The following is a 13,261-nucleotide window of genomic DNA, read 5'->3' on the forward strand; positions in this document are numbered from 1 at the left end:
CCCGAGCGCGCCCCGCCCGCCGCCGGAGGCGTCACGACCCGCCCGGCGGGGTGTTGTCGACGGTCACTTCGACCTTGAGAGTGGATTCGCCGCCCGACACGCTGCTGGCGGAGAGCAGCAGGTAGTACCTGCCGTCCGGCACCGCCTCCCACTGCGCCGGAATCGTCAGCGAGTCGGTCGTGGGCATCCACTGAGAGCCCTCGATCGTCGGCACCCGGCGTCCCGCTGCCGTGTACAACTGCGCGTGATACGCCTGCGGATCGTTGTCGGCCACCGTCATCGTGACCTCCCCCACGCCCCGCACACACGCACCCTCAGCCACGCTCGACGTGATCACCGGAGGTGGCTCCGCCCTGAAGGAGTAGGCGCCACCGGCGGCGACACGGTAGACGTCGTAGCCGTCCTCCGTGCGCAGGTGGGTGGATCCCGCGGAGCCGTCGGTGCCGTCTCCGTCGGCTCGCGGCACCCAGACCTCGCCGGCGGTGCCGTCGGGAGCGGGGACATGGAGATCCAGCACGCCGTCCTTCTTCGCCCACGACACGTCGATCGCGCCGTGCGGCGTGGGCACGCTGCCCTTGCTCCAGTCGAGATCGGCCGGGTGCGGCTTCACCGACCACGTGGCGAATCCGGGTTCGACCGGCTGGACGCCCAGCAGGTAGGCCGACATCCCCCACGTCGGGCCGCTCGCCCAGCTGTGCGCGAGGCTCTTGTACGCGTCGGTGAGGTCTCCGTTCTGCTGATGGTTCTCCCAGAACGCGCCCGTGTAGAACGGGTTGGAGGGATCCGCCATCCGCGCCCACAGCGTCTTGATGAGCGTGAGCGCGTCATCCGCGTTCCCGGCTTCGAAACGCGCCGCCAGCTCGAATCCCGAGATGTGCGTGCTGATCAGAGTCGCGTTGTTCGCCTCCGACGAGAACGGCTGCGGGCCCTGCTCGCCCCAGAGGTTCGCCTTGAGATACGCGAGGATCCCGTCGACCCTGTCATCTGGTGCGACTCCCCACAGGATCGCCATGACGTTCGCGTCCTGGGGCACGGCGTCGCCCGATCGGCCGTTCGTGTCGACGTCCGACGTCTTGTAGACGCCGCGGGCCGAATCGAACAGGGTGTCGTTGATCGCCTTCTTGACCTGTGCCGCCCGCGACTCCCACGCCGCCTTGTCGGCCGCCCAGGTCGCCGCTGCGGGATCGTCCGGGTCGTTCTCGATCAGGTGACGGGCCAGCCAGGCCGCCTCGGTCAAGGCACGGTAGTACAGCACGTTGGTCGCGGTGACGGTGCCTGCTCGTCCGCCGTCGTAGAAGTCCCAGTCCCGCCCGTCGGCGTCCGTCGTCACGATCAGGCCATCGGGGTTCGCCTGGCTCCGGTTGTAGTCCATTTGCGCCTTCAGGCGGTCGTACTGCTCGATGCCGAACGTCAGATCGCCCGAGTACCGGAAGTAGTCGACGACGCCGATCGGGAAATAGAGGGAGTAGGCGGTGGAGTAGAAATCCGCCGTCGGCGGCGTGCTCGTCCAGTTCGCGGACTCGCCCGGCACCGATCCGTCCGTCGCTTGGCGCGCGCCGAGGACATCGATCGAGTTGCTGACGTAGTCGGATCCCTGCGCCCCGTATCCGAACGCGGTGTACGTCGAGCGCCCCGCGTTGAACAGGTCGCCGGCCCAGATGCGGCGGTCGCGCTTGGCACCGTCGAGGATCACCGGGAAGGTGCTGCTGTTCTGGGCGCCCGCCGGAACCATGTTGGTGTCGACCGTATAGGCCCCGGTGTACCAGATGTCGTTCAGCGTCTCATCGCTGGAGAGGAACCATCCCCGATAGTCGTCGGCGGCATAGTTCGGGAACTTCGATTCAACCCCGACCTTCGAGATGGTGACGGTGCCCGGGGTCGTGAGCGTCACCGCGTGGAAGCGGATGCCTCCTTGGAGTGCGTTCGCGGGCGTGATGTAGGTGCCGGCGCCCGTCACCTCGAAGACGCTGTTCCGCGGCGATCCCACGCCGGCGCCGAGAAAACCCGCATCGTCACCGGCCGCGACGCCGGGCGTGCTGGACACCGGGGCGTCCGCAGGGTGGGACCTCCCGAGCGGTTCGACTTCCACACCGCTGCGAGGAGTGCGGACGGTGGTCCCCGCCGGGAACGCCTCCGTCACCGCGGGAGCGAAGGACACTCCGGTGCCGTCGAACACGACGGGCGCGCCCGCCGGCTGCGCCGCCCTCAGCGGCGTGATTCCGAGGTCCGAGCCCGCCGGCCCCTGCGTGCCGACGCTCGTCACCGTGACCGATTCGCCGTTCACGGCGAGGACGTCGCCGGCCTGCCACCGGGATCCCGAACCGAGCTTGATGTTCGTGTCGCCTGCGGCCGCGGCGACGGCGAGGGTCGTCCTGCTGGAGGGACGCCCCACCTCGGTCACCGTCGCGGACTGCAGCGCAGCACCGGTTCCGATCAGCAGCTCCGACCCCACGGAGAAGTCCTCGGTGTCCGTCACCTCGACGTGCGTGGCGCCCGCGGCGATCGGCGCGATCGCCGTCGAGGTCTGGGCCGCGAGTCCGACGGAGACGATCTCGACCGTCTCCTGGTCGTCGCCCGAGCCGATCACCAGGGACTGCCCCGGGCTGAGGTGAGAGGTGCTCGTGGGGTGCACCGTGTCGTCGCCGGCGGCGGCCGGCTTCACGAGGCGCGATTCGTACTTCCGGATGACGTACCTCAGGCTCTCGCTGTACGCCATCTGTATGCCGACCGTGCCGGAGGTCGATTCCGCGGTGAAGTACGGGAGGCCGCCGACGATCGGACCGTAGTCGAGGATCACGTGCGGCGCGTGTCCTTCCCCGTCCCAGGTGAGTGTCGCCGAACCGGTGCCTTCGGCGACGAGCGCGGTCGCGTTCGCGACGTCACCGGACACGCCGGCGACGACCTCGGGAACGAGGTCGGTCTCGCCGGTGCCCAGCACCTCGTCCTGCCACTCGGATGGGCCGGCAGCAGCGGGCAGCGCGCTGCCGGTCGACATCGCGAGTGCGGCGACCAGTGCTCCGACAGCTCCGACCGAGGCGCCCCGTCTCACGACCTTCGTGCGTAGCGCGCCGTGAGGCCGACGCGCAGGGGATGGCGAACGCATGTCTCCTTCGAGAACTCGAGCATGAACATCCCCGCGTGCGGGAACCGCTGACGGGCCGGCGGACCACGCTTCGAGAGCATGACCCGAGTCGACCTTCCCGTCACGATAGGACGGACCACACTCACCGTGAGCCCCGTTCACCGAATGGCCTCACGCCGTTCGATTCCACCGTCGGCGGCGGCACCTGGCCGTGGACGCCCGAGAGCTGCGACCCTCGACGGCTCCTCGCGGATAGCCTCACTGCAGGCACGACACCTGGACATAGAGGAGACCGCATGAGCCACCCGAGTCGCTCGACCGCCATGGCGGTCCTGATCGTGGTCGCGATCCTCGTGTCGATCGCGGCCGTCGTCTTCTCCGGCGTGCTCGCCGTCTGGCTCGATCCCGACGATGAGGCGCCGGCGCCGGTTGCCGGTGCGTCGCTTCTCGCCGCGTGAGCATCACCACATCGCACACGAGAAAACCCCCGCCGGAGCGGGGGTTTTCTTGAAGCTGGGGTACCTGGACTCGAACCAAGAACAACTGAACCAGAATCAGCCGTGTTGCCAATTACACCATACCCCAAGGGCGTCCGACCGAAGCCGTACCGAGGGTCTAGCCTACCCGACGGCGCTGGTGCCTCCAAACCGGACGCGTCCTCATGGCGTGTCGGCTACGACAGCTCCTCTACCAGGGCGACGAGACGGCGCACCGACTCGGCCTTGCCGAGCAGCTCCATCGACTCGAACAGCGGCGGCGAGACACGGCGGCCGGTGATCGCCACGCGCGGCGGACCGTAGGCGACGCGGGGCTTGAGGCCGAGGCCGTCGATCAGGGCGGCCGACAGCGCAGCCTGGATCGCGGCGGCGTCGAAGCTCTCCTCGGGCAGGGCCTCGAGCGCGTCGACGCACGCCTTCAGCACCTCGACCGCGTTCTCGGGAAGTCCCGCCCGCGCATCCTCGTCGTACGTGACGTACTCCGCGAACAGGAAGCCGAGCAGACCCGGTGCATCGCCGAGCAGCGGCAGGCGCTCCTGGATCAGCGGGGCCGCCTTCGAGATCAGCGCACGCTGCTCGTCGGTCGGGTTCTCCCCCACCACGCCGTCCTTGACCAGGTACGGCAGGATGCGCTCGGCGAAGTCAGCGGGCTCGAGCATGCGGATGTGGTCGCCGTTGATCGACTCGGCCTTCTTCTGATCGAAGCGGGCCGGGTTCGGGTTGACGTCGGCGATGTCGAACGCCGCCACGAACTCGTCGAGCGAGAACACGTCGCGGTCGGGGCCGATCGACCAGCCGAGCAGCGCCAGGTAGTTGAGCAGGCCCTCGGGCACGAAGCCGCGATCGCGGTGCAGGAACAGGTCGGCGCGCGGGTCGCGCTTGGACAGCTTCTTGGTGCCGTCGCCGAGGACGAGCGGCATGTGACCGAAGCGCGGGATGAACGTGGTCACGCCGGCGTCGACGAGCGCGGCGTACAGCACGAGCTGGCGCGCGGTCGACGGCATGAGGTCTTCACCGCGCAGCACGTGCGTGATGCCCATGAGCGCGTCGTCGACCGGGTTCACGAACGTGTAGAGCGGGGCGCCGTTGGGGCGCACGATCACGAAGTCGGGGAACGACCCGGCGGGGAAGGTCACCTCGCCGCGGATCAGGTCGACGTACGTGATGTCCTCGTCCGGCACGCGCAGGCGCAGGGCGGGCCGACGCCCCTCGGCGCGGAACGCGGCCTTCTGCTCCTCGGTGAGGTCGCGATCGAAGTTGTCGTAGCCGAGCTGCTTGGCGCGGCCGTTGGCCTCGTTGCGCGCGTCGATCTCCTCCGCGTTGGAGAAGCTCTCGTACACCGCACCCGACGCCTTGAGCTTCTCGAGCACCTCGAGGTAGAGGTCCGTGCGCTGCGACTGGCGATACGGCGCATGCGGGCCGCCGACCTCGACGCCCTCGTCCCAGTCGATGCGCAGCCAGCGGAGCGCGTCCAGCAGCTGCTGATAGCTCTCCTCGCTGTCACGCGCCGCATCCGTGTCCTCGATGCGGAACACGAGCTTGCCGCCGTGATGGCGTGCGTAGCCCCAGTTGAACAGGGCGGTGCGGATCAGGCCGACGTGCGGCAGACCGGTGGGCGAAGGGCAGAAGCGCACGCGCACGTCGGCGCCGGTGGCCGTCGTGGTGCGGGGATCGGGTGCAGAAGACATCGGAACCAGCTTAGTTGCGCGGGCCGGCCGGCACCGGGCGCAGGATGTCCGGGAGCACGCGGTCGAGCACGCCGAGCACCGCGCGAACGGACGGCACGCGCTCGGCCCCGCGCGCGGCGACGAGATGCAGCGTGCGGCGCTCGCTTCCGGGCAGTGCGCGGATGGCCACGCCGTCGTGGCGCGGCGTCGCCTGGAGGGCCATGCGCGGTAGCGTGGCGACGCCGATCCCCTGCGCCACGAGGCCCTCGACGGCCACGAAGTTGTCGGTCTCGAAGGTGATCCGCGGCGCGAACCCCGCCCTGGCGCACAGCTCGAGAAGGTGCCGGCGGCACCGGGGGCAGCCGCCGATCCAGTTCTCGTCCGCGAGGTCGGCGATCCCGCTGTCCCCCTCCGCAGCGGGATGCCCTTCCGGCAGCACGAGCAGCACGTCATCCTGCCCCACGACGGAGACGGTGAGCCCGCGCGCGCTCTCCCCGTGAGGGTCCTCGCGATCGCCCGGGAAGCTGAAGGTCAGGGCGAGGTCGGCGCGCCCCTCGCGCACCGCTTCGACCGCCTGGGGCGGCTCGGCCTCGACGTACTGCAGCTCGATACCGGGGCGCTCGCGAGCGAGTTCGGCCATCAGGCGTGGCAGCACGGTCGCCGATGCCGACGGGAACCCGGCCATTCGCACGCGGCCGCTGCCGCCGCCGCGCAGCAGCCGGAGATCCTCCTGCGCGGCCTCGAGCGCGTTGACCACGGCCGGCGCGTGGCGGGCGAGCAGGCGGCCGGCCTCGGTCAGCCGCGCGCGGCGGCCGATGCGCTCCACGAGCGGCACGCCGGTGCGGGCCTCGAGCCGTTTGATGTGCTGGCTCACGGCGGGCTGGCTGTAGCCGAGCGCCGCAGCGGCTCTCGTGATCGAGCCGCTGTCGGCGACGGCGCGCATCAGCCGCAGATCCTGCGCATCCAGATCGATCCCGGCGGCGCGGGCGCCGTCTCTCGTATCCGTCATGGCGACAACCATAACGTCCGCGCATGTAGCTGATTCGAAACCTGCCGTAGACCAATGAGACATCCGGCGCGACGCTGGATGAGATGTCCCCCCTCTCCCTCACCTCCCCGATCGCCGCGCTGCGCGACGAGTTCCTCGGCGGGCCCGGCTACCTCGCCGCGTGCACCGTCGGCCTGCCCCCGCGTGCGACCCGCGACGCCCTGATCGCGGACGCGGAGTCCGCCGCCGCCGGACGCGTCGACGTCCCGACCTACACCGCCGCGGCCGAGCGGTCGCGCGCGCTGTTCGCGCAGCTGGTCGGCGTCGACGCCTCCCGTGTCGCGATCGGCTCGCAGACCTCGCCCTTCGCCGCCCTGATCGCCGCGGCGCTGCCCGACGGCGCCGAGGTGCTCGTCCCGGAGGGCGACTTCTCCTCCCTGCTGCTGCCGTTCGTGCACTCGACGCGGCGCCTGCGGGTGCGGGCCGTCCCCCTCCCCGAACTCGCGGACGCCGTGGGCGAGGACACCGCGCTCGTCGCCTTCTCGCTCGTGCAGTCCGCGACCGGCGACGTGGCCGACCTCCCCGCCATCACGGCGGCCGCTCGGCGCCACGGCGCCCGCACGCTGTGCGACGGCGCGCAGGCGATCGGCTGGCTGCCGGTCGCCGCCGACGCCGTCGATGCGCTCGTCTGCCACGCCTACAAGTGGCTGTGCGCGCCGCGCGGGGTCGCGTTCCTCGCGGTCTCCGAGGAGTTCGCGCGCGAGATCCCGCCGCTGTTCGCCGGCTGGTACGCGGGCGCCGATCCGTGGACCTCCTGCTACGGGCACGACCTCCCGCTCGCGACCGATGCGACGCGGCTCGACATCTCCCCCGCTTGGCAGGCCTTCCTCGGCGCCGAGCAGTCGCTCGCGCTGTTCGCCGGCGCGGACCCCGGGGCGATCCACGCGCACGACACCGGCCTCGCGCGGCGTTGTCGCGAGCTGCTCGCGCTCCCGGAGCCGGCGATCGCCAGCGCGATCGTCTCCGCCCCGGATCCGGACGGCGACGGTCTCGCCCGGCTCGTGCGGGCCGGCATCACCGCCTCCGGACGCGCCGGTCGCGTGCGCCTCGGCTTCCACGTCTTCAACGACCTCGAGGACGTCGAGCTCGCTGTGCGCGCCCTGCGCGGCTGACACGGAGGCGGGCACGGACGAGCGACGCCGCGCCCGAGATCAGCGGCGACCGAGCGGCGACAGCAGCGCCGTGACCGCCACGACGCCCAGTGCGATGAGCGCGAGGGCACCGTAGCCGAGGGTGTCGAGCACCACGCCCGCGAGCACGGCGCCGACGGCCGCCGAGGCCGTCATCGTGGTGTCGCTGAGTCCCTGCCGGCGCGGTCGCCGGCTGATGGGCGTGCTCTCCGTCAGCAGGGCGGATCCGGCGACCGTGCCGGCGCTCCAGCCGAGCCCGAGCAGCAACAGCCCGACGACCACCGCGGGCTGTTCGTCGGGCCAGATGGTGAGCGTGCCGAGCGCGAGCACGAGGATCCCGAAGCCCAGCAGGATCGTCGCGACCCGGCCCATCCGATCCGCCAGCCAGCCGAACAGCGGCGATGCGCCGTACATCCCGAGCACGTGCAGCGCGATCGTGGTGCCGACGAGGAGGGTGATCTCGGTCGTGTCGGAGCCGTGCCCGGCGTGCGCGCCGCCGTGCGCGATGTGCGACAGGTGGATCGGCGTCATCGCCATCACGGACGCCATCACGACGTGCGAGGCGGCGACCGCGAGCACGGCGTACCGGGCGGCGACGGGCCGGTCGGCCTCCACCACCGGCCCGGCGGGACCGGACGAGCGGGCGATCCGCTGGGCGAGCACGAGCGGATCCGGCCGCAGCGCGACGACGTAGAGCGCCAGGGCCGCGAGCTGCGCGACGATCGAGAACAGGTACGCGCCCGTGAGCGGCGGCATCCCGACGACCGCGCCGAGCACCTCGCCGGGCGTGATCATGAGCGGTCCGAGCACTCCCCCGACGGTCGTCGCCCAGACCACCGTGCCGAGGTCGCGTCCGCGGCGCTGCGGCGTCGCGAGGTCGGTCGCGGCGAAGCGCGACTGCAGGTTCCCGGCGTTTCCCATGCCGATCAGGATCACGCCGACCAGCAGCAGCGGGAACGCGCGCAGCCCCGCGGAGGTGATCACGATCGCGATCCCGATGAGAGCGAACACGTTGCCGAGCGTCAGGGCGAAGCGCCGCCCGCGGGCCCCGGCCAGGCGCGCGAGCGGGATGGCGCACAGCGCGGCGCCGAGCGTGACGGCCGCCGTCGCGAAGCCGGAGAGCGACTCCTGCCCCGACACGTCGGCCGCGAGCAGCGCGCCGAGCGACACCGTCGCGCCGAAGGACACGCCGCCGAGCACCTGACCCGCCGCCAGGACCCGGACCGTCCGGCCCTGGATCCGCGCGAGCTCCTGGGCGACAGGGACGGTGGTCACGACGTCAGCGCGTCGCGGGCGGTGTTGCGCAGGATCCCGAGGCCGGGGATCTCGACCTCGATCGTGTCGCCGGCCTGGAACGGCCCGACGCCGGCCGGCGTGCCGGTCAGCAGCACGTCACCCGGCAGCAGCGTGAAGGCCGCCGACGCGTACTCGATCAGGGACGGGATGTCGAAGATCATGTCCGTGAACGGCGCCTGCTGCTTCACCTCGCCGTTCAGCCGCGTGATGACCTCGCCCTGCGACACGTCGAAGTCGGTCTCGATCGCGGGCCCGAGCGGGCAGAACGTGTCGAAGCCCTTCGCGCGCGCCCACTGCCCGTCCGGCTTCTGCAGGTCGCGCGCCGTGACGTCGTTCGCGACCGTGTAGCCGAACACGTAGGAGAGCGCGTTCTCGGCCGTGACGTTCTTCGCGATGCGGCCGATCACGAGCGCGAGCTCACCCTCCCACTGCGTGTCCTTCGTCTGCGGGGGTCGCACGATCGTGTCACCGGGCCCGATCACCGACGTGTTCGGCTTGAAGAACAGCATGGGCTGCTTGGGCACCTCGTTGCCGAGCTCCGCCGCGTGGTCGCGGTAATTGCGCCCCACGCACACGACCTTGGATCGCGGGATCACGGGGGCCAGCAGCGCGGCATCGGCGAGCGGCACGCGCTCCCCCGTGGTCTCGAACCCCGCGAACATCGGATCGCCCGCCAGGACGACCAGATCGGCCTCGTCGAGGATCCCGTAGCGGATGGTGTCGTTGTGGCTGAACCGGGCGATCTTCACCCGCTCAGCCTAACGACACCGCTCAGGCGTCGAGCCGGTGCAGCCAGCCGTGCCTGTCCTCGCGGCGGCCGTACTGGATGTCCGTGAGCTCCTCACGCAGCGACAGCGCGAGTTCGCCGATCGGCTGGGCGTCCTCGAAGCCGGCGGCCTTGAGCGCTCCGATCGGGGTGATCACGGCCGCGGTGCCGCACGCGAACACCTCGGTGAAGTCGCCGGATGCGACGCCCTCGCGCCACTCGGTCAGCGACACGGGGCGCTGCTCGACCGTGAGGCCGCGGTCGCGCGCGAGCTGCAGGAGGGAGTTGCGCGTGATGCCGTCGAGGATCGTCTCGGAGTCGGGCGTGACGATCGTGCCGTCCTTCTTCACGAACAGGATGTTCATCCCGCCGAGCTCCTCGATGTTGCCGTCGGCGTCGAGGAACACGACCTGGTCGCAGCCGTTCTCGTACGCCTCGGCCTGCGGCAGCAGGCTCGCGGCGTAGTTGCCGCCGGTCTTCGCGGCTCCCGTGCCGCCCTTCGCGGCCCGCTGGTAGCGCTCGGACAGCCAGATCTTGACGGGCTGGATGCCGTTCTTGAAGTACGAGCCGGCGGGGCTCGCGATCACGTAGTAGGCGACCTTGTGCGCGGGACGCACGCCGAGGAAGGCCTCCTTGGCGAACATGAACGGACGCAGGTACAGCGTCTGGTCGTCGCCCGAGGGCACCCAGTCGCCGTCGACCGCGATCAGCTCGCGCAGCGACTGCAGGAAGTACTCGGTCGGCAGCTCGGGCAGCGCGAGGCGGCGCGCGCTGCGCTGCAGGCGCTGCGCGTTCTGCTCGGGACGGAACGTGTAGATGCCGCCGTCCGCGTGGCGGTAGGCCTTGATGCCCTCGAAGATCTCCTGGCCGTAGTGCAGCACGGCCGCGGCCGGGTCGAGGCTGATGGGCCCGTAGGGCTGGACGCGGGGGCGGTGCCAGCCGCCCTTCGCCGACCAGCACACGTCGACCATGTGGTCGGTGAAGACGGTGCCGAAGCCGGGGTTCTCGAGCAGCTGCGCACGCTCGGACGGCGACTTCGCCGCAAGATTCTTGGTGACGGCGAACTCGAGCGGGGCGAGCGCGTCGGTCTGGGCGAGGGTGTCGGTCATGTCGGTGGTCCTGTCTCGGGCGCGTGCGCCCAGGTTACGCCTGCAGGCGTGCGGCGATCGCGTCGCCCACCTGCGTCGTGGTGCGGGGCTCGGGGCCCCGGGAGTCGATGTCGTCCTCGATCGCGCGCGTGACGCGATCCGCCTCCTCACGCAGCCCGAGGTGGTCGAGCAGCAGGGCGATGGAGCCGATGGCGGCCGTCGGGTCGGCTTTGCCGGTTCCGGCGATGTCGGGCGCCGATCCGTGCACGGGCTCGAACATCGACGGGAAGGCGCCGCTGGGGTTGATGTTTCCCGAGGCGGCGAGGCCGATGCCACCGGTGACGGCGCCGGCCAGGTCGGTGAGGATGTCGCCGAAGAGGTTGTCGGTGACGATCACGTCGAAGCGGCCGGGGTTCGTGACCAGGAAGATGGTGGCCGCGTCGACGTGCAGATAGTCTACGGCGACGTCCGGATGGCCAATCGCCACCTCCTGGACCGTGCGCTGCCACAGGGCGCCCGCGTTGACGAGCACGTTCGTCTTGTGCACGAGCGTGAGGCGCTTCGAGCGGCGCTCGGCCAGCTCGAACGCGTAGCGCACCACGCGCTCGACGCCGTAGGCGGTGTTGACGCTCGTCTCGTTCGCGACTTCGTGCGGCGTGCCGCGCCGGATGGAGCCGCCGTTGCCGACGTACGGCCCCTCCGTGCCCTCGCGCACGACGACGAAGTCGATCTCACCGGGCGCGGCGAGCGGCCCGGGCTGTCCCGCGTAGAGCTTCGAGGGGCGCAGGTTCACGTAGTGGTCGAGCTCGAAGCGCAGCTTCAGCAGCAGGCCGCGCTCGATGTTGGCGTCCTTCAGCCGCGGGTCGCCGGGGACGCCGCCGACCGCGCCGAGCAGGATCGCGTCGTGGGCCTTGATCGCCTCGAGGTCGTCGTCCGTGAGCGTGTCGCCGGTCTCGAGATAGCGACCGGCGCCGAGCGAGAACCGCCTCTTGTCGAACGTGACGTCGGATCCGGCGGTGACGGCGTCGAGCACCTTCTCCGCCTCGGCGATCACCTCGGGGCCGATCCCGTCGCCGGGGATGACCGCCAGCTTCACAACGCGCGACATCGCTCTCCTTCTCGCTCCGCCGACGCGAGGCGACTCAGCCCGCGACGGTCTTCCGGCGTCTTCCCAGCGTACTGGCGCCGATGAGCGCGGCGAGCACGACGAGCGCCGCGCCGATCAGCGACGTGACCGTCACGCCGCCGTCGAAGGCCTGGGCCGCGGCGTCCCGCAGCGCTCCCCCGACCTGTCCGCCGAGCTCGTCGGCGGCGTTCATCGCGCCCGCCAGCGTCTCGCGCGCATGCGCCGCGAGGGGGTCCGGCACGCTCGCCGGGATCGTGAGCGACGAGCGGTACGACGCGGTCAGGATGCCGCCCAGGATCGACGTGCCCAGCACCGCGCCGAGCTCGTACGCGGTCTCGGACACGGCGCTCGCCGCCCCGGCCTTCGCCGCGGGCGCGTTCGCGAGGATCAGCTCGCCCGAGACGGTCTCGGCGGCCCCGATGCCCGCCCCCAGCAGCGCGAACGCGATGACGAGCAGCCACAGGTCGTGACCGCCCGCGGCGGCGACCACGAGGTACCCCACGATCGCGAGCGACAGGCACGACGGCACCACGATCGCCGCCGAGAACCGCCGCGCGATGGGCGTCACGGCCAGGCCGCCGAGGATCGACAGCGCCATCCCGGGGACCAGCGCGAACCCGGCCGCCATGGGGCTGAGGCCGACGATCAGCTGCAGGTGCTGCGAGACGAAGTAGAGGAAGCCCACGAGCGCGATCACGCTGCAGAGGTTCACGAGCAGCGAGCCGCTGAAGGCCGCGCGTCCGAACAGCGACATGTCGAGCATCGGCGTGGGCATCCGCAGCTGGCGGCGCACGAACAGCCAGCCGAACAGCGCGCCGATCGCGATGGGCACGACGCCGACCCAGCCGTGCACCGCGACCTCCTTGATGCCGTAGGCGACGGGCGCGAGCGCGAGCATCGACAGCACGATGCTCGCCGCGTCCACGGGACCCGGATGCGGATCGCGGCTCTCGCGGACGAAGATCGGCGCGAGGATCAGCAGCAGCGTCAGCACGGGCACGGCCAGGAGGAACACGCTCTGCCACGGCAGGTTCTCGATCAGGAACCCGCCGACGATCGGACCGAGCGCGGCACCGGCCGAGAACATGCCCGCCCAGATCGCGATCGCGATGCGCCGCTGATCGCGGTTCGGGAAGATCCCGCGCAGGAGCGACATGGTCGACGGCATGAGCGACGCGCCGAACAGCCCCATCGCGGCGCGCGCGGCGATGAGCCACCCGGCCGTGGGCGCGAACACCGCGAGCACCGACACGGCGGTGAACCCCACGGCGCCCCACAGCAGCATGCGGCGACGGCCGAGACGGTCGCCGAGCGACCCCATGGTCACGAGCAGCCCCGCGAGCACGAGCGAGTACGCGTCGATGATCCACAGCTGCTCGGCGCTGGAGGGCTCCAGATCGCGCGCGATGGCGGGCAGCGCGAAGTTCAGGATCGTGTTGTCCACCGAGACCAGCAGCACGGGCAGCATGAGCACCGCGAGCGCCACCCAGGCGCGCCAGCCCGCCCGCTGATCCGCGATCTGCTCCGTCGACGTCGTGATCGTCATCCGAGTGGCTCCCTT

The 13,261-nt window shown here is 71.2% G+C and carries 10 protein-coding genes and 1 tRNA gene; 2 read left to right on the forward strand and 9 right to left on the reverse strand.

The features are described 5' to 3' along the window. Positions 1 to 31: 31 nt before the first annotated feature. Entirely contained in the window at positions 32 to 3,049 is a 3,018-nt protein-coding gene (locus BJP60_RS08960; protein ID WP_203135444.1) for an alpha-L-rhamnosidase C-terminal domain-containing protein, read from the reverse strand. A gap of 329 nt (positions 3,050 to 3,378) precedes the next feature. Between BJP60_RS08960 and BJP60_RS08965 the strand changes: the two genes are divergently transcribed. Beyond that, positions 3,379 to 3,540 (forward strand): hypothetical protein, encoded by a 162-nt coding sequence (locus BJP60_RS08965; protein WP_203135445.1) that lies wholly within the window; start codon positions 3,379 to 3,381, stop codon positions 3,538 to 3,540. A gap of 55 nt (positions 3,541 to 3,595) precedes the next feature. Here BJP60_RS08965 and BJP60_RS08970 read toward each other — a convergent pair. The 3 genes from BJP60_RS08970 to BJP60_RS08980 all read right to left on the reverse strand — a co-directional run bounded on the left by BJP60_RS08970 (position 3,596) and on the right by BJP60_RS08980 (position 6,255). Continuing rightward, a tRNA-Gln gene (locus BJP60_RS08970) sits at positions 3,596 to 3,667 on the reverse strand. Positions 3,668 to 3,755: 88 nt separating this feature from the next. Then, entirely contained in the window at positions 3,756 to 5,267 is a 1,512-nt protein-coding gene (gltX, locus tag BJP60_RS08975) for a glutamate--tRNA ligase (RefSeq protein ID WP_203135446.1), read from the reverse strand. A gap of 10 nt (positions 5,268 to 5,277) precedes the next feature. Further along, entirely contained in the window at positions 5,278 to 6,255 is a 978-nt protein-coding gene (locus BJP60_RS08980) for a LysR family transcriptional regulator (RefSeq protein WP_203135447.1), read from the reverse strand. 83 nt (positions 6,256 to 6,338) lie between these two features. Here BJP60_RS08980 and BJP60_RS08985 point away from each other — a divergent pair, with 83 nt between their 5' ends. Beyond that, positions 6,339 to 7,406, forward strand: a complete 1,068-nt coding sequence (locus tag BJP60_RS08985) for an aminotransferase class V-fold PLP-dependent enzyme (RefSeq protein WP_203135448.1) — start codon at positions 6,339 to 6,341, stop codon at positions 7,404 to 7,406. Positions 7,407 to 7,445: 39 nt separating this feature from the next. On the opposite strand, the gene BJP60_RS08990 is transcribed toward BJP60_RS08985, so the two are convergent. Genes BJP60_RS08990 through BJP60_RS09010 form a run of 5 tightly spaced genes read right to left on the reverse strand, consistent with a single transcriptional unit; the run spans position 7,446 to position 13,246 of the window. Then, the gene (locus BJP60_RS08990; protein WP_203135449.1) at positions 7,446 to 8,699 is read right to left on the reverse strand and encodes an MFS transporter; all 1,254 of its coding nucleotides are present in this window, start codon (positions 8,697 to 8,699) and stop codon (positions 7,446 to 7,448) included. Next, the gene (locus BJP60_RS08995; RefSeq protein ID WP_203135450.1) at positions 8,696 to 9,469 is read right to left on the reverse strand and encodes a fumarylacetoacetate hydrolase family protein; all 774 of its coding nucleotides are present in this window, start codon (positions 9,467 to 9,469) and stop codon (positions 8,696 to 8,698) included. The genes BJP60_RS08990 and BJP60_RS08995 overlap by 4 nt, the downstream gene beginning before the upstream one ends. A gap of 22 nt (positions 9,470 to 9,491) precedes the next feature. After that, a complete protein-coding gene (locus BJP60_RS09000; protein ID WP_203135451.1) occupies positions 9,492 to 10,595 on the reverse strand; it encodes a branched-chain amino acid aminotransferase in 1,104 nt (367 codons plus the stop codon). 34 nt (positions 10,596 to 10,629) lie between these two features. Further along, positions 10,630 to 11,682 carry a 3-isopropylmalate dehydrogenase gene (locus BJP60_RS09005; RefSeq protein ID WP_203135452.1) on the reverse strand — a complete coding sequence of 351 codons (1,053 nt, stop codon included), beginning with the start codon at positions 11,680 to 11,682 and terminating at the stop codon, positions 10,630 to 10,632. Between the two features lie 34 nt (positions 11,683 to 11,716). Further along, on the reverse strand, positions 11,717 to 13,246 hold the full coding sequence (locus BJP60_RS09010; protein ID WP_203135453.1) for an MFS transporter: 1,530 nt from the start codon (positions 13,244 to 13,246) through the stop codon (positions 11,717 to 11,719). Positions 13,247 to 13,261 lie beyond the last annotated feature (15 nt).

Origin of the sequence: Microbacterium sp. JZ31, assembly GCF_016805985.1 — a bacterium.
Lineage (GTDB): Bacteria > Actinomycetota > Actinomycetes > Actinomycetales > Microbacteriaceae > Microbacterium.

Coding starts and splice junctions, on each gene's coding strand:
- BJP60_RS09010 (WP_203135453.1), bottom strand. CDS start 13,246: ATGACGATCACGACGTCGACGGAGCAGATCGCGGATCAGCGGGCGGGC.
- BJP60_RS09000 (WP_203135451.1), bottom strand. CDS start 10,595: ATGACCGACACCCTCGCCCAGACCGACGCGCTCGCCCCGCTCGAGTTC.
- BJP60_RS08985 (WP_203135448.1), top strand. CDS start 6,339: ATGTCCCCCCTCTCCCTCACCTCCCCGATCGCCGCGCTGCGCGACGAG.
- BJP60_RS09005 (WP_203135452.1), bottom strand. CDS start 11,682: ATGTCGCGCGTTGTGAAGCTGGCGGTCATCCCCGGCGACGGGATCGGC.
- BJP60_RS08980 (WP_203135447.1), bottom strand. CDS start 6,255: ATGACGGATACGAGAGACGGCGCCCGCGCCGCCGGGATCGATCTGGAT.
- BJP60_RS08965 (WP_203135445.1), top strand. CDS start 3,379: ATGAGCCACCCGAGTCGCTCGACCGCCATGGCGGTCCTGATCGTGGTC.
- gltX (WP_203135446.1), bottom strand. CDS start 5,267: ATGTCTTCTGCACCCGATCCCCGCACCACGACGGCCACCGGCGCCGAC.